This is a genomic window from Microbacterium sp. CCNWLW134 (assembly GCF_037083565.1).
GTDB lineage: Bacteria > Actinomycetota > Actinomycetes > Actinomycetales > Microbacteriaceae > Microbacterium.
Genome location: NZ_JBAOJU010000001.1, coordinates 1,866,286 through 1,886,346 on the forward strand (window position 1 = coordinate 1,866,286; position 20,061 = coordinate 1,886,346).

The window sequence follows — 20,061 nt, forward strand, 5'->3', positions numbered from 1 at the left end:
TCGCACCTCAGTCGCTGAACGCGCCGTAGACGGCGAGGGTGTTCTCAGCGAGCTGAGCGCACAGCTCGTCGACGTCGACCTCGAGCTCGGCCGCGAGGAACCGCACGGTGACGGGAACGAGATACGGCGCGTTCGGGCGGCCGCGGTGGGGCGTCGGCGTCAAGAAGGGGGCATCGGTCTCGACCAGCACCCGCTCCCGCGGGGTGACCTTCAGCGCATCGCGCAGGTTCTGGGCGTTCTTGAACGTCACATTGCCCGCGAACGACAGGTAGTAGCCCTCGTCGGCGCAACGGCGCGCCATCTCGGCGTCGCCCGAGAAGCAGTGGAACACCGTCCTGTCGGGCGCACCCACCCGGCCGAGCGTCTCCAGAACGGCCTCATGCGCCTCACGGTCGTGGATCTGCATCGCGATCCCGTGCTTCTTCGCCAGCGCGATGTGCGCCTCGAAGGAGGTGTGCTGCGCGGTGAGACCTTCTTCGCCGGTGCGGAAGAAGTCCAGGCCCGTCTCGCCGATCGCGCGGACGCGCGGTTCGGCGGCGAGCGCGTCGATCACGCCGATGGCCTCGTCGAGGCGTCCGGCCTCGGCGTAGGCCGGTGCTTCGTTCGGGTGGATGGCGACGGCGGCGAGGACGTCGGGATGGGATGCCGCGGCAGCGGCCGACCAGCGGCTGGAATCGATGTCGCCCCCGGCCTGCACCACCCCGATCACACCGACGGCCCGGGCGCGGGCGAGCTGGGCGTCGAGGTCCAGCGGCTCGTCGCCGTCGATGATCTCGAGGTGGGCGTGATTGTCGTAGACGGGGACACGCAGCGGCTCCGGCGCGGCGGGCCAGCGTACGTCCCGCGATCCGTCGTTGTGACGCTCGCGGATGTATCCGCTCGGATCGGTCACGCCTTCGCCGCTCCGGGTTTGCCGTCCCCCGGCTGCTCGACGCGCGGAAAGAGGGGAGAGAGGGCGTTGACGCTCGTTCCCGGGCGCAGCTGCCCCCAACGCCCCGCGTCGCGGAGCGGCTGATCCTGCAGTCGACCCAGCGACTCGGCCGCACCCAGACCCACCCACAGCTTCTCGGTGGCGATGGGCATGATCGGTGACAGCAGCACGGCAAGGGCGCGGAGGCCTTCGGCGGCGGTATACAGCACCGCGTCGAGGCGGGCGCGGGATCCGTCGTCCTTCGCGAGCACCCAGGGCTCGTTCTCGGTGATGTAGAGGTTCAGCGCATCCACGATCGTCCAGATCGCGGCGATCGCCTCGTCCGGCCGGAACCGCTCGATCGCGGCATCCGCCCGCTCCGTCGCCGCCGCGACCGTGTCACGGATGACCCGGTCCGCCTCGGTCGTCTCCCCCGCGGGCGGCACGATGCCCTCCCGGTAGCGGGCGATCATCGCCGTGGTGCGGGAGGCGAGATTGCCGAAGCCGTTCGCAAGCTCCGCCTGATAGCGGGCCGAGAGGTCCTCCCACGAGAACGAGCCGTCCTGCCCGAAGGCGATGGCCGAGAGGAAGTAGAACCGGTACGCGTCCGACCCGAAGACATCGGTGATCTCGGCAGGCGCGATTCCGGTCAGCTTCGACTTCGACATCTTCTCGCCGCCGACCAGCAGCCAGCCGTGAGCGACGACTCCGCGGGGCACCTCGATACCGGCGGCCATCAACAGAGCAGGCCAGATCACGGCGTGGAAGCGGAGGATGTCCTTGCCGACCACGTGGTACGCCGGCCAGCGCCGCGCGAATGTCTCCTGATCGCTGCCGAAGCCCACAGCGGTGGCGTAGTTCAGCAGCGCGTCGACCCACACGTAGATGACGTGGCTCTCGTCCCACGGCAGCGGGATGCCCCAGTCGAACGTCGACCGCGAGATGGAGAGGTCCTTCAATCCCTGCTTGACGAACGAGATGACCTCGTTGCGCGCCGACTCCGGCCGGATGAAGTCGGGGTTGTCGGTGTACAGCTTCAGCAGCGGCTCGGTGAACTCGCTGAGCTTGAAGAAATAGTTCTTCTCCTGCAGGAGCTCGAGGGGCTTGGAGTGGATGGCGCACACCTTCAGGCCCTCGAAGGCGCCCGTCCCGTCGACGATCTCGGACTCGGGCTTGAACTCCTCGCACCCCACGCAGTAGAGCGCCTCGTATTCTCCGGCGTAGATGTAGCCGCGGTCATAGAGCGCCTGGAAGAACTTCTGCACGTTGCCTTCGTGCCGCTCCTGCGTGGTGCGGATGAAGTCGTCATTGGCCACGTCGAGTGTCTTCAGCAGCGGGAACCACGATTCGCCCACCAGGCGATCGACCCATTCCTGCGGTGTCACCCCGTTGGCGGCGGCCGCCCGCAGCATCTTCTGCCCGTGCTCGTCGGTGCCGGTCAGCATCCAGGTGTCGTCACCGGCCTGCCGGTGCCAGCGCGCCAGCGCGTCCACGGCGACGGTGGTGTAGCCGTGGCCGATGTGGGGCACGTCGCTCGGATAGTAGATCGGCGTCGTGATGTAGAAAGATCGGCCGGAAGTCACCCGAGAATTCTAGGTGGACCGGATGCCACCGGCCGCCGTGTGACGTGCCGCCAGCGCCGCTTCGTAGAGATCTCGACGGGACAGGCCCGTCTGGCCGGCCACGTCGGCCGCGGCATCCTTCAATCTCATGCCCCCCGCGACGAGGTCCGTCACCTCGGCGACACCATCGGCGAGCGACACCCCGCGACGCTCGGCACCGGCCACCACGACGACGATCTCGCCGCGCACTCCGTCGCCTGCCCACTCGGCCAGCTCGCGGAGGGAACCCCGGCGGATCTCCTCGTGGAGTTTCGTGAGTTCTCGGCAGACCGCCGCGGGGCGCTCGGGTCCGAAGGCGCGGGCGAGGGCGGCGAGGGTCTCGGCGATGCGCGACGGAGCCTCGAAGAACACCATCGTGCGGCGCTCCGTCGACAGCTCCGCGAAGAGCGCGTCGCGTTCGCCGGCCTTCCGGGGCGGAAACCCCTCGAAGGTGAAGCGGTCGGTCGGCAGCCCCGAGGCGGCGAGCGCGGTCACCACCGCGCTCGGACCCGGGATCACCGTGACGGTGACCCCGTCGACGGCGGCGCGCGCGACGACGGAGAATCCGGGATCGCTCACCGTCGGCATGCCGGCATCGCTGAGGAGGAGGACATCGTGCTCTCGGGCGAGCTCGACGATCTCCGCCGCCCTGCCCTTCTCGTTGTGATCGTGCAGGGCGATCAGCCGCGGGCGGTTCTCGACCCCGAGGGCGGCGAGCAGGCGCTGCGTCGTGCGGGTGTCCTCCGCCGCGATGACGGGAGCGTCCGCCAGCGCGCGGCGGAGGCGGTCCGATGCATCGCCGAGGTTGCCGATCGGTGTGGCCGCGAGGATCAGCATGCCGTCAGCTTAGGCGGCAGCGCCTTTAGGCTGGTCGACGTGACCGCCCCCGCACCCACGTTGATCCGGCCGTCGGCGTGGGATCGGTGGCAGCAGCGGATCTCCGGCGACGAACGGCTCGCCCGCCGCTGGACGGTCCTCGCCGCGGTCGCCGTGACTCTCCTCGCCGCCGTGCTGCGGTTCTGGAACCTCGGCCACCCGCAGGCGCTGGTCTTCGACGAGACGTACTACGTCAAAGACGCCTGGACGCAGTGGGTGCTGGGATACGCCGCGGAGTGGCCCGAAGGCGACGACACCAACGATCGGTTCGTCGCCGGCGAGACGGGGATCTTCCTCTCCGATGAGCCCGCCTTCGTCGTGCATCCACCGCTCGGCAAGCTCCTCATCGGCGCCGGGATGGCGCTCTTCGGCGCCGACTCGTCGTTCGGATGGCGCGTGGCCACAGCGCTGGCCGGCACCGCCCTGGTCCTCGTGCTGTTTCTCCTGGCCCGCACCCTCACCGGCTCCACCGTCTTCGCCACCGTCGCGGGGCTGCTGCTGGCCGTCGACGGCCTGGCGATCGTGATGAGCCGGGTGGCGCTCCTCGACATCTTCGTGGCGCTGTTCGTTCTGCTGGCCTTCTGGTTCCTCGCCCTCGATCGACGGCGCCTCCCCGATCGGCTCGCCGCGGCGCTCGCCGCGCGACCGCCGGAGGGCGACGGCGGGTATCGATTCGGACCCGTGCTGTGGGATCGTCCGTGGCTCGTGGCCGCCGGGGTCGCGGCCGGTGCGGCCAGCGGGGTGAAGTGGTCGGGGCTCTACGCCCTCGCGGGAATCGGCATCTACGCCGTCGTCACCGACCTCGTGCAGCGCCGGCGCGCGGGCATCCGCCTCTGGGCCGTCGACGGTGTTCTGCGTCAGGGGCCGGTGTCCTTCCTGCTGCTCGTCCCGGTGGCCGCGCTGATCTACGTCTCGTCGTGGTGGGGGTGGCTCGCGACGACGGGAGGCTACGACCGCCAGTCCGCACCGACGGCGCTCGAGAGCCTGTGGAACTACCACCGGGCCATCTACACGTTCCACGTCGGCCTCGACACCGATCACGCCTACGAGAGCCCCGCGTGGCAGTGGCCGCTGCTGCTGCGCCCGACCTCGATGTACTACGACCAGACCGACGCGGGCGTGCAGAACATCTACTCGATGCCCAACCCGCTCATCTGGTGGGCGGGGGTCGCGGCGGTGGTCTACCTCGCGTACCGGTTCTTCCGTGATCGCGACTGGCGTCACGCGCTCGTCCTCACCGGCGTCGCGGTGACGTACCTGCCGTGGCTGATGTATCCCGAGCGCACGGTGTTCCAGTTCTACACCGTGGCGATCCTGCCCTTCACGGTGCTGGCCCTCACCTTCGCCCTCCGCGACATCACCCGCTCCCCCGACCCGCAGCGCCGTCTTACCGGCCGGGTGGCGGTGCTCGCCTTCCTCGGGATCGCCCTGCTGGTGTCGGCGTTCTGGTACCCGATCCTCACCGCCACGACCGTGCCCTACGACTTCTGGCGCGCGCACAACTGGCTCCCCGGCTGGGTCTGAAAAGACCTCCCCGGCCCGACGCGTCAGACCGCGTCGGGCGGCGTGGCGGATGCCGCGGCGGCCGCAGCCCTGGGAAGCGCCGTGAGGATCTTCTCCAGCGCCTCGTCGTCGTGCGCGGCCGTGAGGAACCACGCCTCGAACACGCTCGGCGGGAGGGAGACCCCCGCCTCGAGCATCGCGTGGAAGAAGGCGCGGTAGCGCCACCCCTCCTGTGCCCTGGCATCGTCGTAATCCCGCACCGGCCGGTCGCGGAAGGCGATCGAGAACAGGCTCCCGGCGTGGGTGACGACGTGGGCGACACCCGCGGCGTCCAAGGCCTCCCCGGCGGCGCGGGAGACCACGCCGGCAGCCCGATCGACGTGGGCGTACACCGCGTCGTCGGCGAGCCGGAGGGTCGCCAGCCCCGCGGCCACCGCGAGCGGGTTCCCACTGAGCGTGCCTGCCTGGTAAACGGGCCCGAGGGGGGCGAGCAGTTCCATCAGGTCTCTGCGGCCACCGATCCCCGCCAGTGGCATCCCGCCGCCGATGACCTTGCCGAAGGTGACGAGGTCGGGGGTCCACGAGGCCCCGGCGCGGTGCTCGAGCCCCCACCAGCCGGCGGGGTCGACCCGGAAGCCGGTGAGCACTTCATCGGAGATCAGCAGCGCGCCGTGGGCGTGGGCGGTATCGGCGAGGAAGGCGTTGAAGCCGTCCTCGGGGAGCAGAATCCCGGCGTTGGCGCCGGCAGCCTCCGTGATGACAGCGGCGATGCGGTCGCCGTGGAGCGCGAACGCCTCCTCGATCGCCGCCCGATCGTTGTACGGCAGCACCAGGGTGAGCGCGGCGATGTCGGCCGGGACTCCCGCCGAACCGGGGAGGCCGAGGGTCGCCACCCCCGACCCCGACTCGGCGAGGAGGCCGTCGGAGTGACCGTGGTAGTGACCGGCGAACTTCACGATGAGGTCGCGCTGGGTGGCGCCGCGGGCGATGCGGATCGCGGTCATGGTCGCCTCGGTACCCGTGGACACCAGGCGCAGGCGCTCGATCTCGGACGCGCCCCCGACCCGAAGGCGGCCGATCACCGCCTCGGCCAGAAGGGTCTCGCCGGGGGTCGAGGCGCCGAAGGACAGCCCGCGGTCGGCCGCCTCCTGCACGGCGGCCACCACACCGGGATGAGCGTGCCCGAGGAGAGCAGGACCCCACGACGCGACGAGGTCGACGTACTCGCGTCCCGAGACGTCGCGGACGTACGCGCCGCGAGCGCCCACGATCGACAGCGGCGTGCCGCCCACGGAACCGAAGGCACGCACGGGGGAGTTCACACCGCCGGGAATGACCGCACGGGCCCGGGCGGCGGCCTCAACGTTGTCGGTCGGAATGAGGGTCATGCTCATCGTGCCCACCTTTCTGCGGCCTCCACAGCCCAATACGTCAGCACCGCGTCGGCGCCCGCGCGGACGATGCTCTGCAGCGATTCGTCGATGGCGCGATCCCGATCGATCCACCCGTGAGCGGCGGCGGCCTCGATCATCGCGTATTCGCCGCTGACCTGGTACGCCCAGACGGGAACCGGGGAGGATGCCGCGGCATCGGCCAGCACGTCGAGGTACGACATCGCGGGCTTGACCATCACGATGTCCGCGCCTTCGGCGACATCCATGGCCACCTCGAGGGCCCCCTCGCGCCGGTTGCCCGGGTCGAGCTGGTAGGTGCGCCGGTCGCCCTGGAGGGAGGACTGGACGGCCTCACGGAACGGCCCGTAGAACGCCGAGGCGTACTTCGCCGCGTAGGCCAGGAGCGCGACGTCTGCGTACCCCGCCTCGTCGAGAGCCGAGCGGATGACCGCGACCTGGCCGTCCATCATCCCGGACAGACCGAGGAGCTCCGACCCCGCGGCAGCCTGGGCGAGGGCCATGTCGCGGTACCGCTGGAGGGTGGCGTCGTTGTCGACGCGGCCCTGCGCGTCGAGAACCCCGCAGTGACCGTGGTCGGTGAATTCGTCGAGGCACAGGTCGGTCTGCACGACGAGGTCGGAGCCGACCTCGTCAGCGGCGATGCGCGTCGCGACGTTGAGGATCCCGTCGGGATCGGTCGCGCCGGAACCCTCGGCGTCTTTGTGCTCGGGCACACCGAAGAGCATGACGCCGCCGATGCCCGCGGCCGCGGCGCGCTGCAGCTCCTCGCGGAACGAGTCGAGGGAGTGCTGCTGCACGCCCGGCATCGATCCGATCGGGAGAGGCGCGTCGGCGTTCTCGCGGACGAACATCGGCAGCACGAGCTGCGCGGGGTGCAGACGGGTCTCAGCGACCAGCCGTCGCCAGGCGGCGCTCTGCCGCAGCCGGCGGGGGCGGGTGGTCGGGAAGGGCGGAGGGGTGGGGGTCATGCGTGATCCTCTCGGGCCCCGGGGCCGACCGGCGCGAGGTCGGCGGCCCCCTGGGCCAGGAGCTCGTCGGCGACTCTGACGGCCAGCTCTGCGGCGACGTCGGGGTCGTCGGCGTCGGCGGCGTGGGCGCTGGTGAGCTGTGCCGTGCCGTCGGGGCGGTAGATCCGCGCGGTGAGGAACATCAGTCCGTCGTCGAAGAAGGCGTGGGCCCCGATCGGGGCGGCGCAGCCTGCTTCCAGACGAGCGAGCACGCCGCGTTCGGCGTCGACGGCCATCCGCGTCGGACGATGATCCAGCCGCGACACCCGGTTCTCCTCCCCCGCACGGGTCTCGACCGCAAGCGCTCCCTGGGCAGGAGCGGTGGGCCATCGTTCGAGCGGCAGGAACTCCGTCGCGGCATCGGATCGGTCGATCCGGCTGAGCCCCGCCGCGGCGAGGAGGATCGCGTCCAGACGCCGCTCCGGGTCATCCGCTCCCACGCGAGAGAGCCGGGTGTCGATGTTGCCGCGGATGTCGACCAGGTCGAGGTCGGGGCGCCGGGCGGCCAGTTGTGCGCGCCGACGGGGTGAGCCGGTGCCCACACGCGCGCCCTCGGGCAGAGTGTCGAGGGTGAGGCCGTCGCGCGCGCACAGCGCGTCGCGCGCGTCGGCCCGCGTCGGGACGGCGCCGATCGCGAGCCCCTCCTCCGGGGCGGTGGGGAGGTCTTTGTACGAGTGCACGACGACGTCGACCTCGCCCGCCCGCAGGGCCGCGCGCAGCGCGGTGGCGAACACCCCGGCACCGCCGAGCGACGCCAGCGGCGCGCTGGATCGGTCGCCATCGGAGACGATCGGCACGAGCTGCGCACCGAGGGCGGCGGCGACGGTGCCGGCCTGCGCCATCGCCAGCGCGCTGGCGCGGGTTCCCAGGCGCAGGGTCATCGCACCACGTCGGCGATCTCGGCGGGCTGGATCAGACGCCCGGTGAAGAACGGCACCTCTTCGCGCACGTGACGCCGTGCTTCGGTGGCGCGCAAGTAGCGCATGAGGTCGACCAGGTCGATGACGTCGTCGGCCTCGAGAGCCAGCAACCATTCGTAGTCGCCGAGGGCGAAGCTCGCGACGGTGTTGCTCTGCACCTGCGGATAGTCGCGGCCCATCCGGCCGTGCTCGCCGAGCATCGCCCCGCGCTCGGCGGCGGGGAGGAGGTACCACTCGTAGCTGCGCACGAACGGGTAGACCGTCAGCCACTGCTTGGGCGCGAGGCCCCGAGCGAAGGCGGGGCTGTGGTCGCGGCTGAACTCCGCATCGCGATGCACACCGAGGGCGTTCCAGGTCGGGGCGAGCGCCGCGAGCTCGCGCGTGCGCCGAAGGTCGCGCAGCACCGCCTGCAGGTGCTCGGCGGTGTGGCCGACGAGCCAGAGCAGGATGTCGGCGTCGGCCCGCAGCCCCGACACGTCGTAGACGCCGCGGAGAGCGTCACCGGCGGTGGCTGCCGCGTCGACGATGGAGGGCAGACCCTCCGGCACCGGCGTTCCGGGCTCGCGCCGCAGCACCGCCCAGAGGGCGTAGTGCCGGTCGTTCGGGGTCTCAGACGAAGCGGAGGGAGCGGTATCGGTCACCCCTCCATCCTCCCCCGTTCGCCGGACGGCTGGCCACTGGCCCTCTCGACGGTGAGAGATGTGGCCAGCGCCTCGGCGTGACGGACGACGGCGGCAAGCCCCGTGCCCGCCCTCTCCTCGCCGACGGCGAGGGCGGGGTCGCCCGTGCCCGCGCGGCCCCAGCGATCCCACGTGCGCACGGTGTGGTCGAGGAGCGTGTCGACGGGTGCCCCGAGCAGGGTCTGGGCGTCGCGGACGGCCGCGTCGACGGCATCCGAATCGGCGGAGCCGTCGTACGACAGCCGCACCGCCTCTCGCTCGCCGAGGGCCTGTCGGATCCACGGCCACTTCGCGGTGAGGTGGGTGAGGGCCCGCGCCCGCACGTTCTGCGCGGCGGGGCCCACGAGCACACCGGTCCCCCGCGGGGCGCCACGCCACGCGGGCGCTTCGACGACCAGGGTGACGACGGTGATCCGCCGAGTGGGGTCGGGTGCCCGCCGCGGCCGGGCGAGGACCGGGATGCCGCGGAGACGGCGTCCGCCGACCTCGATACCGTCGTCTGCGACGGCGGTCACCGGGGCGCCGGTGATGAGCTCGGCGCCGTGCGCGGCGGCATCGGCCACGAGGGCATCGACGAGGCGGAACACCCCTCCGCGCACCCCGGCGACCTGACTTCCGGCGGGCGAAGTGGACCGGATCGAGGCGATGGCCGCGGCGAGCGAACCGGTGCGGTGGAACTCCTCGCGCAGGCGCGGCGAGGCACTGTCGATGGGCAGGGCGTCGGGGGTGGTCGAATGGACACCCCGCACGACCGGGGCGACGAGGGCATCGACGACACGGTCTCCCATGCGGGTCCGCACGAGCGCACCGAGCGTCTCGGCTTTCGCTCCCTCATCGGGCGGGAGGGTCGCGTCCTGGCGGGCGCGGGCGAGGCCGTCCGCGCCGAGCGCCGGGAGCAGGGACTCGTCGAGGATCGTCGGGATCCCGAGGAGCCCGGCTGCCGGGAGCGGGAAGGCGCGGTCGCTCCGCTCCTGCACCCAGGCGGGTGCACCCGCGGCCGGCGCGACGATGTCGTCGGCGAACCCGAGTTCGGCCAGCAGCGCGAGGACGGTTCCGGGCCCGTCACCGCCGCGGGTGGCGAACGATTCCGCCCCGGCGTCGAGGGCCACGCCCGCGACATCCTGCCTGGCCACCTGCCCGCCGAAGACGCTCTCTGCCTCGAAGAGCCGCACCCGGTGCCCGGCGAGCGCGGCCCGCCTTGCGAAGACCAGGCCCGCGACACCGCCGCCGGCGACGAGGAGGTCAGCGGTCATGGACGAAGGCGACGATGCGCGTGAGGGCGTCGGGGTCGGTCTCGGGAGGAACGCCGTGCCCGAGGTTCAGGATGTGGGCGGGCGCCGCCGAGCCCGCTTCGATGACCTCCTCGACATGGCGCTCGAGCAGTCGCCACGGGGCGTTCAGCAGCGCCGGGTCGATGTTCCCCTGCAGCGGCACGCGCCCGTCGAGACGGCGGTTGGCCTCATCCAGCGGGAGGCGCCAGTCGACGCCGACCACGTCGGCACCGATGCCCGGCAGCAGGTCGAGGACGTCTCCGAGGCCGAGACCGAAGTGGATGCGGGACACGTCGGTGCCCCGGAGCGCGTCGAACGCGCGACGCGAATGCGGCGCCACCCGCTTGTGATAGTCGGCGCGGGAGAGAGACCCCGCCCAGGAGTCGAACAGCTGCGCGACGCTTGCTCCCGACTCGACCTGGGCGCGCAGGAACGCGCCGGTGACGTCGGCGCACCAGTTCAGCAGAGCGGCCCACGCGGGGGGATCGGTGCGCATGAGGGCGCGGGTGCGCAGCTGCTCCTTGGAGGGGCCGCCCTCCACGAGGTAGCTGGCGAGTGTGTACGGCGCTCCCCCGAACCCCACGAGGGGGGTCGAGCCGAGCTCGGCCACGACGATCGCGACAGCCTCGCGGATCGGAGCGAGCGCCTCAGGATCGATCGGGCGCAGGCGCAGGATGTCGGCGGACGAGCGCACCGGCTGATCGATGACCGGACCGCGGCCGGGGACGATGGTCACGTCGATGCCGGCGAGCAGCACGGGAACGACGATGTCGCTGAAGAAGACCGCCGCGTCCACCCCGTGGCGCCGGACCGGCTGCAGGGTGATCTCGGCGGCCAAGTCGGGGGTGAGGCACGCGTCGAGCATCTCCGTGCCGGCGCGCGACGCACGGTACTCCGGAAGAGACCTCCCCGCCTGCCGCATGAACCACACCGGGGGGCGCTCGGGGCGGTCCCCCCGGGCGGCACGCACCAGCGGACTGTCCGTGGTCCGCCCGTCGACCAGGGGGTGCGCGGCGGGAAGGAGGGACGTGGATTCGGGGGATGACACGCCCTCCAGGCTAGACGCGCGCGGCCCCGGGCTCGACGGTTGGGTAGACTTGTCCGGTGCTGTTCTGTGTGACGGCGAATCATCGCAATACGGATTTCGAGGTGCTGGGTCGCATCTCGGCCGTCGCCGAATCCACCGGACGAGCGCTCGTCTCCGAGCACGACTTCGTCCGCGGCGCGGTGGTGCTGTCCACCTGCAACCGCTTCGAGGCGTACCTCGAGGTGGACGAACCGCTGACCGGCGGCGCGGTCGTCGCCCGGGAAGCGGTGCTCGAGGCTCTCGGAGACGCGGCCGGCGAAGACGCGCACGCGCTGCGCGAATCCGCCGTGTCGCTCTGCGGCGACGATGTCGTGCGTCACCTCTTCGCGGTCAGTTCGGGCCTGGAGTCCATGGTCGTCGGCGAAGAGGAGATCAGCGGGCAGGTGCAGCGGGCACTGGTCCAGGCCCGCACCGACGGCACGACCAGCACGCAGCTCGAGCAGGTCTTCCAGCGCGCCACCCACGCCACCCGTGAGATGCGGGCCAAGGCCGATGTCGGCGCCGGCCGTCGCTCACTCGCCCGCCTCGCCCTCGACCTCGTCGACACCCGCGTGACCGACTGGGGCAGCGTCCCGGTCCTCCTCGTCGGCACGGGCAGCTACGCGGCGACCACCATCGCCGCCCTGCGCGCCCGCGGCGCGCGCGACATCGGCGTGTACTCCGCCACCGGCCGTGCCGCACGGTTCGCTGCCCGTTACGGCGTCCGCCCCGAGGCCGATCTGTCCCGCGCGATCGCGCACGCCGAGATCGTCATCACCTGCACCGCCCGCTACGTCGTCACCCCCGACGACATCCCCGACACCGCTCGGCGCATCGTCATCGACCTGGGTCTCCCGCGCAACGTCTCCCCCGAGGTGGGCGACCTTCCCGGCGTCGAGCTGCTCGACCTCGAGCTCCTCGGCCGTCACGCCGCGCTTCCCGAGCTCGGCCCCGGCGCCCACGAGCTGGTCGGCACGGCTGCGGCGACCTTCACCGCAGAGCGGGCCGCCGCCCCCGCGATCGTCGCGGTGCGCCGTCATATCCAAGACGCCCTCGACGACGAGCTGTCGCGACTGCCCGAAGACGCGGAGCAGGCTCGCGCCGCCCTCCGCCATCTCGCCGGAGTCCTCTCCCACCGTCCGTCGGTGCGCGCCCGAGAGGCGGCGGCAGCCGGCGAGTTGGAGGAGTTCGAGCGCGCGCTGGATCTGGTCTTCGGGATCTCGGTCGACCACGGCGCGGCAGAAGCCGGCGGCGCGGCGTCACCGGCCGCCGGCTGACTGACGACACTCCGGGGTCAGTCGACCTCGTCGATGCTGCCGCCCACGCGCCCCTCATCCGCGCGATCGAGCGCGTCGATCGCCGCCATCTGATCGGTGGTCAGCTCGAAGTCGAACAGGTCGAAGTTCTCCTCCAGGCGCGAGCGGCGCACCGACTTCGGGAAGACGATGAAGCCGTGCTGGATGTGCCAGCGCAGCACCGCCTGCGCGGGCGTCTTGCCGTGCGCTGCGGCGGCATCGGCGACGGCCGGCAGCTCGAACAGGTCGTACTTGCCCTGCCCCAGCGGTCCCCACGACTCGATGCGGACGTCGTGCTGGGCGGCCCACCCGGTGATGTCGCGACGCTGGTAGGCCGGATGCAGCTCGATCTGGTTGATCGCCGGGGTCACACCCGTCGCCGCGATGACCTCCTCGAGGTGGCTGACGTGGAAGTTCGACACACCGATCGAGCGGGCCTTGCCGGCGTCACGGATCGCGACCAGCTTCTCCCACGCGTTGACGTAGGTGCCGCGCTTGGGCGCCGGCCAGTGGATGAGATAGAGATCGACCTGCTCGAGACCGAGCTTCGATAGGCTCTCGTCGATCGCCGCGTGCGGCGCGTCGCCGCCCTGCCTGTCGTTCCAGAGCTTCGTGGTGATGAAGAGCTCGTCACGCGGGATGCCCGACTTCGCGATCGCGGCGCCGACACCCTCCTCGTTGCGGTAGATCGCGGCGGTGTCGATGTGGCGGTACCCGATCTCGAGGGCCTCGCTCACCGCCCGCTCGGTGTCCTCCGGCGGGACCAGGAAGACGCCGTAGCCGAGCTGGGGGATCTCGTGTCCATCGTTGAGCTTCAGAGTGGGGATGGTCATTCCCTCAGCCTAGGATCTCCACCCCGGCCGCGGTCGCGTGTTGCGCCATCCCACGCCACCCGCTACCCGGTTCGCCCGCGGTCGTACGATGGAGGGCTATGCCCACGACGCTCCCGGTGATCACCTACCCGCCCGAGCTGCCCGTCAGCGCGGCCCGGGACGAGATCGCCGCCGCCATCCGCGACCACCAGGTGGTGATCGTCGCCGGGGCGACCGGGTCGGGCAAGACCACGCAGCTGCCGAAGATCTGCCTCGAGCTCGGGCGGGAGCGCATCGCACACACCCAACCCCGCCGCATCGCGGCGCGCTCGATCGCCGAGCGCATCGCCGAGGAGCTCGAGGTGCCCCTCGGCGGCACGGTCGGGTACAAGGTCCGCTTCACCGACCAGGTCTCCGACGACACCCGTGTCGCCCTCATGACCGACGGGATCCTCCTCAACGAGATCCACCGCGACCGGCTCCTGCGCCGCTACGACACGATCATCGTGGACGAGGCCCACGAGCGGTCGCTGAACGTCGACTTCCTGATCGGCTACCTCACCCGCATCCTCCCCCTGCGTCCCGACCTCAAGGTCATCATCACCTCGGCCACGATCGACCCGCAGAGCTTCGCCGCCCACTTCGCCGACCGGTCGGGCACCCCGGCCCCGATCATCGAGGTCTCGGGTCGCACGTATCCGGTGGAGATCCGCTACCGCCCGCAGACGGAGGCGGCCGACGATGACATCGACGGACTGCTCGCGGCGCTGCGCGAACTCGATCGCGAGCAGGCCGGCGACGTCCTCGTCTTCCTGCCCGGAGAGGCCGAGATCCGTGACGCGATGGATGCCGTTCGCGGCATGTACGCCAAGGACGCCGCGCCGACCGAGGTCCTCCCCCTCTACGGCCGGCTCACCTCGGCGGAGCAGCATCGGGTGTTCGAGCGGTCGACGACGGCAGGGCTCCGCCGCCGCGTCATCCTCGCGACCAACGTCGCCGAGACGAGTCTGACCGTTCCCGGCATCCGGTACGTGGTCGACACCGGCACGGCGCGCATCTCGCGGTACAGCAACCGCAGCAAGATCCAGCGCCTTCCCATCGAGCCGGTCTCGCAGGCGTCCGCGCAGCAGCGCGCCGGCCGTGCGGGCCGCACCGCGCCGGGTATCGCGATCCGCCTCTACGGCGAAGACGACTTCACCGCGCGCCCGGAGTTCACCGAGCCAGAGATCCTCCGCACGAGCCTTGCCTCCGTGCTCCTGCAGATGCTCAGCCTCGGCTTCGGCGACGTGGCATCCTTCCCCTTCCTCACCCGACCCGACTCGCGTGGGGTGAAGGCGGCGCTCGACCTCCTCACCGAGCTCGGCGCGGTCGACGCCGGCGAGCGGGGTCCCCGCCTCACCGAGGTCGGACGGCGGATCGCGCGACTGCCCATCGACCCGCGCTTCGCGCGCATGCTGGTCGAGGCCGAGCGCACGAAGGTCCTCGGGCCGGTGCTGGCGATCGTCGCCGGCCTCTCCATCCAGGACGTGCGCGAGCGGCCGGAGGAGCGTCGTGAGGAGGCCGACCGCCTGCATGCCCGGTTCACCGATCCGACCAGCGACTTCCTGACCCTCCTGAATCTGTGGAATCACCTCCGCGAGCAGCAGGCGGAGCTCGGCTCGAGCGCCTTCCGGCGCCTCTGCCGCAGCGAGCATCTGAACTACGTCCGCGTTCGGGAATGGTTCGACGTGCACCGGCAGCTGGGTGCGCTGCTGGGCGTGAAGAGAGCGGATGCCACGGCCACGGCCGACCCCGATGACATCCACCGCGCGATCCTCTCGGGCCTGCTCTCGCAGATCGGCGTGCTCGATGAGCGGACCGCGACCCGTACCAGTGACCGCAACCGCGATCGGAAACGCCCGGAGCAGGGGCGCGCGGAGTATCGCGGCGCGCGGGGCACGCGTTTCGCGTTGTTCCCCGGCTCGGGGTTGCGCAAGCGGCGTCCTGCGGCCGTCATGGCCGCCGAACTCGTCGAGACCTCGCGCCTGTTCGCACGCACCGTGGCCGAGATCGACCCGGCGTGGGCGGAGGCCCTCGCCGGCGACCTCGCCCATCGCAGCGTCAGCGAGCCCCACTGGTCCAAGAGCGCCGGGGCCGCGTCGGCGTACGAGAAGATCACGCTGTTCGGGGTGGAGATCATCCCGCGGCGGCGGGTGCAGCTCGCCCGATTCGATCGGCCCCTCGCCCGCGAGCTGTTCCTCCGCCACGCGCTGGTGGAGGGCGATGTCGATCTGTCGCATCTCGACAAGAGGTTGAGTGCCTTCGAGCGCCGCAACGCCGACCTCCGGCGGCGCCTGGAGAAGCTCGAGGAGCGCGAGCGCCGCCGCGACATCCTCGCCGGCGACGAGGCCGTGTACGCCTTCTACGACGCGCGCCTTCCCGTCGACGTCTTCGACGTGCGCTCGTTCGAGCGCTGGTGGAAGGACACCTCGGCCCGCACACCGCGCCTTCTCGACATGACCGAGGCCGATCTCCTCGACGACGCGACACGCGCCGACGAGCGGGACTTCCCCACCCGGTGGCGGCAGGGCGACCAGGTGCTCTCCCTCGCCTACCGGTTCGAGCCCGGGGCTCCCGACGACGGCGTCACCGTCGTCATCCCGCTGCCGCTGCTGGCACAGCTGCGGCCCGACGGCTTCGACTGGCAGGTCCCGGGGCTTCGCCCCGAGCTCATCGCCGCGCTCATCCGCTCCCTCCCCAAGGCCATCCGCCGCCATGTCGTCCCCGCCGCCGACTGGGCGGCGCGCCTGGGTGACGAACTCGACGGCCAGGGCCCTGAGTCCTCCGACGGGCTGCCGGCGACCACACTCGTGGCCGGACTCGCGCGGCTGATCCAGCGCGCCGCGAGCCAGCCCGTCACGACCTCGGACTTCGACCTCGAGCGCATCCCGGGCCACCTCCGGATGTCGTTCCGCGCCGTCGACGACCGCGGGCGGGCGCTCGGCAGCGACCGCGACCTCGAAGCGCTCCAGGACCGCCTTCGCGGACGTGCCCGCTCCTCGGTCGCCCGCACCCTGGAGCGTCCGACCGATCGAGTGGCCGCGGCAACGGCGCCGGCCGGCGCCACGCCCGCTGAACGCACCGGCATCACCACGTGGGACGTCGGCGACCTCGCCGCAGTCGTCGACACCCGCGTCGCCGGCGGGGTGGTGCGCGGCTACCCTGCCCTGGTCGACGAGCGGGACAGCGTGGCACTGCGGATCGAGTCCACTCCGGATGCCGCCGCGACGGCCTTGCGCGCAGGCGTGCGTCGTCTGCTGCTCCTCGCAGTGCCCTCGCCCGCGGCGTACATCCTCGATCACCTCACCGCGGCCGAGAAGCTCGCGCTCGCCGCGAGCCCCTACCCGTCGGCCCGGGCACTCATCGAGGATGCGCGCTCCACCCTCGCCGATGCGGTTCTGGACCGCGTGGCCGGCGCGGAGCCGGTGCGGACGGCCGCGGTCTTCGGCCGTGCCCGCGAGGAGTTCTCCCGCGCGAACGTCGACGAGCTGTTCGCCCTGGTCTCGCTGGCCGCGAAGATCCTCACCGCGGCTCGCGACGTGGAGCGGGCGGTGCGCGGTGTGACGTCCATGGCCCTCCTCGGCGCGCTCGGTGACATCAAGGCGCAGCTCGCGGGCCTCATCTTCCCGGGGTTCCTCTCGCGCACCGGCGCAGCACGGCTGACGCACCTCCCCCGCTATCTCCGCGCCGCCGCCGAGCGGGCGCACACCCTCGTCGACAACCCCGGCCGCGACCGTCAGCGGATGACGGAGTTCGAACGGGCCGCCGCGATGTTCGCCGAGGCGGGCGGGATCATCCCTCTTCCGGCGGAAGCGCCGCCTGCCCTCGTGCGCGCACGGTGGCTGCTCGAGGAGTATCGCGTGAGTCTCTTCGCCCAGCCCCTCGGCACCGCCGAACCGGTCTCGCTGCAGCGGATCCAGAAGGCGCTGCGGGAATAGCATCCACGCCCCGGGGCGTTCGTCAATCCGATCGACCACAAGCTGCGCTCAGGCCTCCGACCCTCGGCGCCGATCGCCGAGCCCCGGCGCATCGGGACCGACGGCGCCGGAGTGATCACGGCCGTCGGCCCCGACGTGGACGGCTTCCGCGTGGGCGACCCTGTCGTCGTGTTCGGCGCGACGGGGGCCTATGCCACCGACATCGCCGTCCCCGTCCGGTCGGCGCAGCCCCGGCCGGCATCCGTGACGGCGGCCGAGGGTGCGGCCCTGGGCATCCCCGTGGCGACGGCGTATCAAGCGCTGCGCTCGCTCGGTGTCCGCGACGGTGACACCCTTCTCGTCCACGCGGGATCCGGCGCCGTCGGTCAAGCGGCCATTCAGCTCGCGACCCTGTGGGGCGCGCGGGTCATCGCCACCTCCTCGCCGGAGCGCTTCGATCGCGTCCACGATCTCGGGGCTGAACCGATCGCTTACGGCGAGGGCCTCACCGACCGCGTCCGTGCGGCCGCCCCCGGGGGCATCACCGTCGCCCTCGACGCAGCGGGCACCGACGAGGCGATCGAGACCTCCCTCGCCCTCGCCCCCGCGGCGCGCATCGCCACACTCGTCCGGGGTCGCGATGCCGCCGGCTACGGCATCCGGGCCTTCTCCGGCGGCGCGCCCACCCCGCTCACCGCGCAGCAGCGGGCATGGCGCGCCGAGGCGATACCGGTGGCGCTCGCGCTCCTGGCCGGCGGAGCCTTCTCCGTCGAGCTCGGACCCTCCTTCGCGCTCGGGGACGCCGCTGCCGCGCACCGCGCCGTCGAGCAGGGCGCCGCGGGCAAGGTCATCCTGCTTCCGTGACGCCACCGCCCACCCCGGTACGCTCGAACGCATGACTGGACTTCGCTGGGGGATCCTCGCCACGGGGGGCATCGCGCATGCCTTCGCCACCGATCTGCGCACCGCCGAGCGCGACATCGTCGCCGTCGGGTCGCGGCGTCAGGAGGCGTCGCGATCGTTCGCCGCCGAGTTCGGCATCCCGCACGCGCACGCCTCCTACGAAGCGCTCGTCGCCGACCCCGATGTCGACATCCTCTACATCGCCACCCCCCACCCCTTCCACGCCGAGAACGCGATCCTCGCGCTCGAGCACGGCAAGCACGTCCTGGTCGAGAAGCCCTTCACCCTCAACGCCGCCGAGGCCGCATCGATCCGCGACGCGGCCCGAGCGCACGGGCTCCTGGCGATGGAAGCGATGTGGACGCGGTACCTCCCCCATATGATCCGCATCCGCGAGATCCTCGCCGCCGGCACGCTGGGCGAGATCCGCGCCGTCTTCGCCGACCACACCCAGAAGATCTCCGCCGACCCCTCGCACCGGCTGAACGCTCTCGACCTGGGTGGCGGCGCGCTGCTCGACCTCGGGATCTATCCCATCTCGTTCTTCTGGGACATCCTCGGCGCGCCGGCTTCGGTCACCGCACGGGCGCGACTGGCCGACACCGGCGCCGACGCCGACGTGTCGACGATCTTCACCCACGCCTCCGGCGCCATCTCGACGTCGATCACCTCGTCGCGTTCGGCCGGCCCCAACACCGCCCACATCATCGGGACCGAGGCTCGCATCGACATCGATCGCACCTGGTACACCCCCACGAGTTTCCGCGTCATCGGTCCCGACGGCACCGTGATCGAGGACTACGTCAGCGACATCGCCGGCCGCGGGATGCAGTTCCAGGCGCTGGCGGCCGAGGAGATCATCGCGCGCGGCGAGACCGACAGTCCCCTGCTCGGGATCGACGAGACCGTGGCGATCATGGGCACCCTCGACGACATCCGCACCCAGATCGGCGTGCGCTACCCCGGGGAGAAGTGATGGCCGATCAGAACGGCCGCGTCGCGGTCTATCTCGATTTCGACAACATCGTCATGTCCTGGTACGACCGGGTGCACGGGCGGAACTCCTACGCCCGTGACCGTCAGCGCATCGTCGCCGGCGACGGCGATGCCGAGATCACCGAGCGGCTGGCCGCGGCCATGATCGACGTCGGCGCGATCATCGACTACGCGGCGACCTTCGGCACCCTCGTCCTCACGCGCGCCTACGCCGACTGGTCGTCTCCGGTCAACGCGGTGTACCGTTCCCAGCTCGTCGCCCGCGCCGTCGACCTCGTTCAGCTCTTCCCGGCGGCGGCGTACGCCAAGAACGGCGCCGACATCCGCCTGGCGGTCGACGCGGTCGAGGACATGTTCCGCCTCGACGACCTCACTCACGTCGTCATCGTGGCGGGCGACTCCGACTACGTCCCGTTGGCTCAGCGATGCAAACGACTCGGACGCTTCGTCGTCGGCATCGGGGTGGCCGGGTCCACCGCCAAGTCCCTCGCCGCCGCGTGCGACCAATTCCATGCCTACGACGCCCTCCCGGGAATCCCCGCCCCGGCGGTGACCGAGAAGCCGGAAACCGCCCGCAGCCGGTCGCGGAAGAAGACCGTCGACCCCGGCGCCGAGCTCCTCCAGCGGGCGCTGCGGCTGGAGAGCGACCGCGAGGGCGAGGACTGGCAGCACGCGTCGGCGGTGAAGAGCCTCATCAAGCGTCTGGACCCGTCCTTCAGCGAGAAGGCCTACGGATTCCGCAGCTTCTCGGAGTTCGTCAAGGCCCACGCCGACGTCGCCGAGGTCGACGAGTCGGGCCACATCGTGCTCGTCCGCCTCGCGGGCGAGAAGACCTGACCCGCTACAGTGT

16 protein-coding genes are annotated in these 20,061 nt (G+C 71.6%); 6 read left to right on the plus strand and 10 right to left on the minus strand.

Annotated features, from left to right (window positions below; genetic code table 11):
* Positions 1-7 precede the first annotated feature (7 nt).
* From V6S02_RS08905 to rsmI, 3 genes are read right to left on the minus strand one after another with little or no spacing between them, the layout of a single operon-like run.
* A complete protein-coding gene (locus tag V6S02_RS08905; protein WP_124293650.1) occupies positions 8-892 on the minus strand; it encodes a TatD family hydrolase in 885 nt (294 codons plus the stop codon).
* Positions 889-2,493 carry a methionine--tRNA ligase gene (metG, locus tag V6S02_RS08910; protein WP_124293651.1) on the minus strand — a complete coding sequence of 535 codons (1,605 nt, stop codon included), beginning with the start codon at positions 2,491-2,493 and terminating at the stop codon, positions 889-891. The genes V6S02_RS08905 and metG overlap by 4 nt, the downstream gene beginning before the upstream one ends.
* Before the next feature lie 9 nt (positions 2,494-2,502).
* Positions 2,503-3,348, minus strand: coding sequence for a 16S rRNA (cytidine(1402)-2'-O)-methyltransferase (gene rsmI, locus V6S02_RS08915; protein ID WP_336400550.1), 846 nt, complete (start codon positions 3,346-3,348; stop codon positions 2,503-2,505).
* Between the two features lie 39 nt (positions 3,349-3,387).
* Here rsmI and V6S02_RS08920 point away from each other — a divergent pair, with 39 nt between their 5' ends.
* A complete protein-coding gene (locus tag V6S02_RS08920) occupies positions 3,388-4,911 on the plus strand; it encodes a dolichyl-phosphate-mannose--protein mannosyltransferase (RefSeq protein WP_336400551.1) in 1,524 nt (507 codons plus the stop codon).
* Positions 4,912-4,934: 23 nt separating this feature from the next.
* On the opposite strand, the gene hemL is transcribed toward V6S02_RS08920, so the two are convergent.
* From hemL to hemE, 6 genes are read right to left on the minus strand one after another with little or no spacing between them, the layout of a single operon-like run.
* Complete coding sequence (hemL, locus tag V6S02_RS08925; RefSeq protein ID WP_336400552.1) at positions 4,935-6,284, minus strand: glutamate-1-semialdehyde 2,1-aminomutase; 1,350 nt, start codon at positions 6,282-6,284, stop codon at positions 4,935-4,937.
* Positions 6,281-7,273, minus strand: coding sequence for a porphobilinogen synthase (gene hemB / locus V6S02_RS08930; protein WP_336400553.1), 993 nt, complete (start codon positions 7,271-7,273; stop codon positions 6,281-6,283). Before hemB ends, hemL begins: the two co-directional genes overlap by 4 nt.
* Positions 7,270-8,193, minus strand: coding sequence for a hydroxymethylbilane synthase (hemC, locus tag V6S02_RS08935; RefSeq protein ID WP_124293655.1), 924 nt, complete (start codon positions 8,191-8,193; stop codon positions 7,270-7,272). The genes hemB and hemC overlap by 4 nt, the downstream gene beginning before the upstream one ends.
* The gene (gene hemQ, locus V6S02_RS08940; RefSeq protein ID WP_124293656.1) at positions 8,190-8,873 is read right to left on the minus strand and encodes a hydrogen peroxide-dependent heme synthase; all 684 of its coding nucleotides are present in this window, start codon (positions 8,871-8,873) and stop codon (positions 8,190-8,192) included. Before hemQ ends, hemC begins: the two co-directional genes overlap by 4 nt.
* Positions 8,870-10,165: a protoporphyrinogen/coproporphyrinogen oxidase gene (locus tag V6S02_RS08945; protein ID WP_336400554.1), complete on the minus strand. Its 1,296-nt coding sequence runs from the start codon at positions 10,163-10,165 to the stop codon at positions 8,870-8,872. Before V6S02_RS08945 ends, hemQ begins: the two co-directional genes overlap by 4 nt.
* A complete protein-coding gene (gene hemE, locus V6S02_RS08950; protein WP_442927922.1) occupies positions 10,155-11,240 on the minus strand; it encodes a uroporphyrinogen decarboxylase in 1,086 nt (361 codons plus the stop codon). The genes V6S02_RS08945 and hemE overlap by 11 nt, the downstream gene beginning before the upstream one ends.
* 47 nt (positions 11,241-11,287) lie before the next feature.
* Between hemE and V6S02_RS08955 the strand changes: the two genes are divergently transcribed.
* Positions 11,288-12,526 carry a glutamyl-tRNA reductase gene (locus V6S02_RS08955; protein WP_336400556.1) on the plus strand — a complete coding sequence of 413 codons (1,239 nt, stop codon included), beginning with the start codon at positions 11,288-11,290 and terminating at the stop codon, positions 12,524-12,526.
* A gap of 17 nt (positions 12,527-12,543) precedes the next feature.
* Here V6S02_RS08955 and V6S02_RS08960 read toward each other — a convergent pair whose 3' ends face one another.
* Positions 12,544-13,377 carry an aldo/keto reductase gene (locus V6S02_RS08960; protein ID WP_336400557.1) on the minus strand — a complete coding sequence of 278 codons (834 nt, stop codon included), beginning with the start codon at positions 13,375-13,377 and terminating at the stop codon, positions 12,544-12,546.
* A gap of 98 nt (positions 13,378-13,475) precedes the next feature.
* Here V6S02_RS08960 and hrpA point away from each other — a divergent pair, with 98 nt between their 5' ends.
* The 4 genes from hrpA to V6S02_RS08980 are packed head-to-tail and all read left to right on the plus strand — an operon-like array spanning position 13,476 to position 20,048.
* Positions 13,476-17,333, plus strand: a complete 3,858-nt coding sequence (hrpA, locus tag V6S02_RS08965) for an ATP-dependent RNA helicase HrpA (RefSeq protein WP_336400558.1) — start codon at positions 13,476-13,478, stop codon at positions 17,331-17,333.
* Between the two features lie 30 nt (positions 17,334-17,363).
* The gene (locus V6S02_RS08970) at positions 17,364-18,176 is read left to right on the plus strand and encodes a quinone oxidoreductase family protein (RefSeq protein ID WP_442927923.1); all 813 of its coding nucleotides are present in this window, start codon (positions 17,364-17,366) and stop codon (positions 18,174-18,176) included.
* Between the two features lie 31 nt (positions 18,177-18,207).
* Positions 18,208-19,191 (plus strand): Gfo/Idh/MocA family protein, encoded by a 984-nt coding sequence (locus V6S02_RS08975; RefSeq protein WP_124293663.1) that lies wholly within the window; start codon positions 18,208-18,210, stop codon positions 19,189-19,191.
* On the plus strand, positions 19,191-20,048 hold the full coding sequence (locus tag V6S02_RS08980; protein WP_124293664.1) for an NYN domain-containing protein: 858 nt from the start codon (positions 19,191-19,193) through the stop codon (positions 20,046-20,048). Before V6S02_RS08975 ends, V6S02_RS08980 begins: the two co-directional genes overlap by 1 nt.
* The last annotated feature ends 13 nt before the right edge of the window (positions 20,049-20,061 follow it).

Excerpts from the sequence above, each read along its gene's own strand:
- rsmI (WP_336400550.1), bottom strand. The coding sequence starts at position 3,348 with ATGCTGATCCTCGCGGCCACACCGATCGGCAACCTCGGCGATGCATCG.
- hemL (WP_336400552.1), bottom strand. The coding sequence starts at position 6,284 with ATGAGCATGACCCTCATTCCGACCGACAACGTTGAGGCCGCCGCCCGG.
- hemB (WP_336400553.1), bottom strand. The coding sequence starts at position 7,273 with ATGACCCCCACCCCTCCGCCCTTCCCGACCACCCGCCCCCGCCGGCTG.
- hemC (WP_124293655.1), bottom strand. The coding sequence starts at position 8,193 with ATGACCCTGCGCCTGGGAACCCGCGCCAGCGCGCTGGCGATGGCGCAG.
- V6S02_RS08945 (WP_336400554.1), bottom strand. The coding sequence starts at position 10,165 with ATGACCGCTGACCTCCTCGTCGCCGGCGGCGGTGTCGCGGGCCTGGTC.
- V6S02_RS08960 (WP_336400557.1), bottom strand. The coding sequence starts at position 13,377 with ATGACCATCCCCACTCTGAAGCTCAACGATGGACACGAGATCCCCCAG.
- hrpA (WP_336400558.1), top strand. The coding sequence starts at position 13,476 with ATGCCCACGACGCTCCCGGTGATCACCTACCCGCCCGAGCTGCCCGTC.
- V6S02_RS08975 (WP_124293663.1), top strand. The coding sequence starts at position 18,208 with ATGACTGGACTTCGCTGGGGGATCCTCGCCACGGGGGGCATCGCGCAT.
- V6S02_RS08980 (WP_124293664.1), top strand. The coding sequence starts at position 19,191 with ATGGCCGATCAGAACGGCCGCGTCGCGGTCTATCTCGATTTCGACAAC.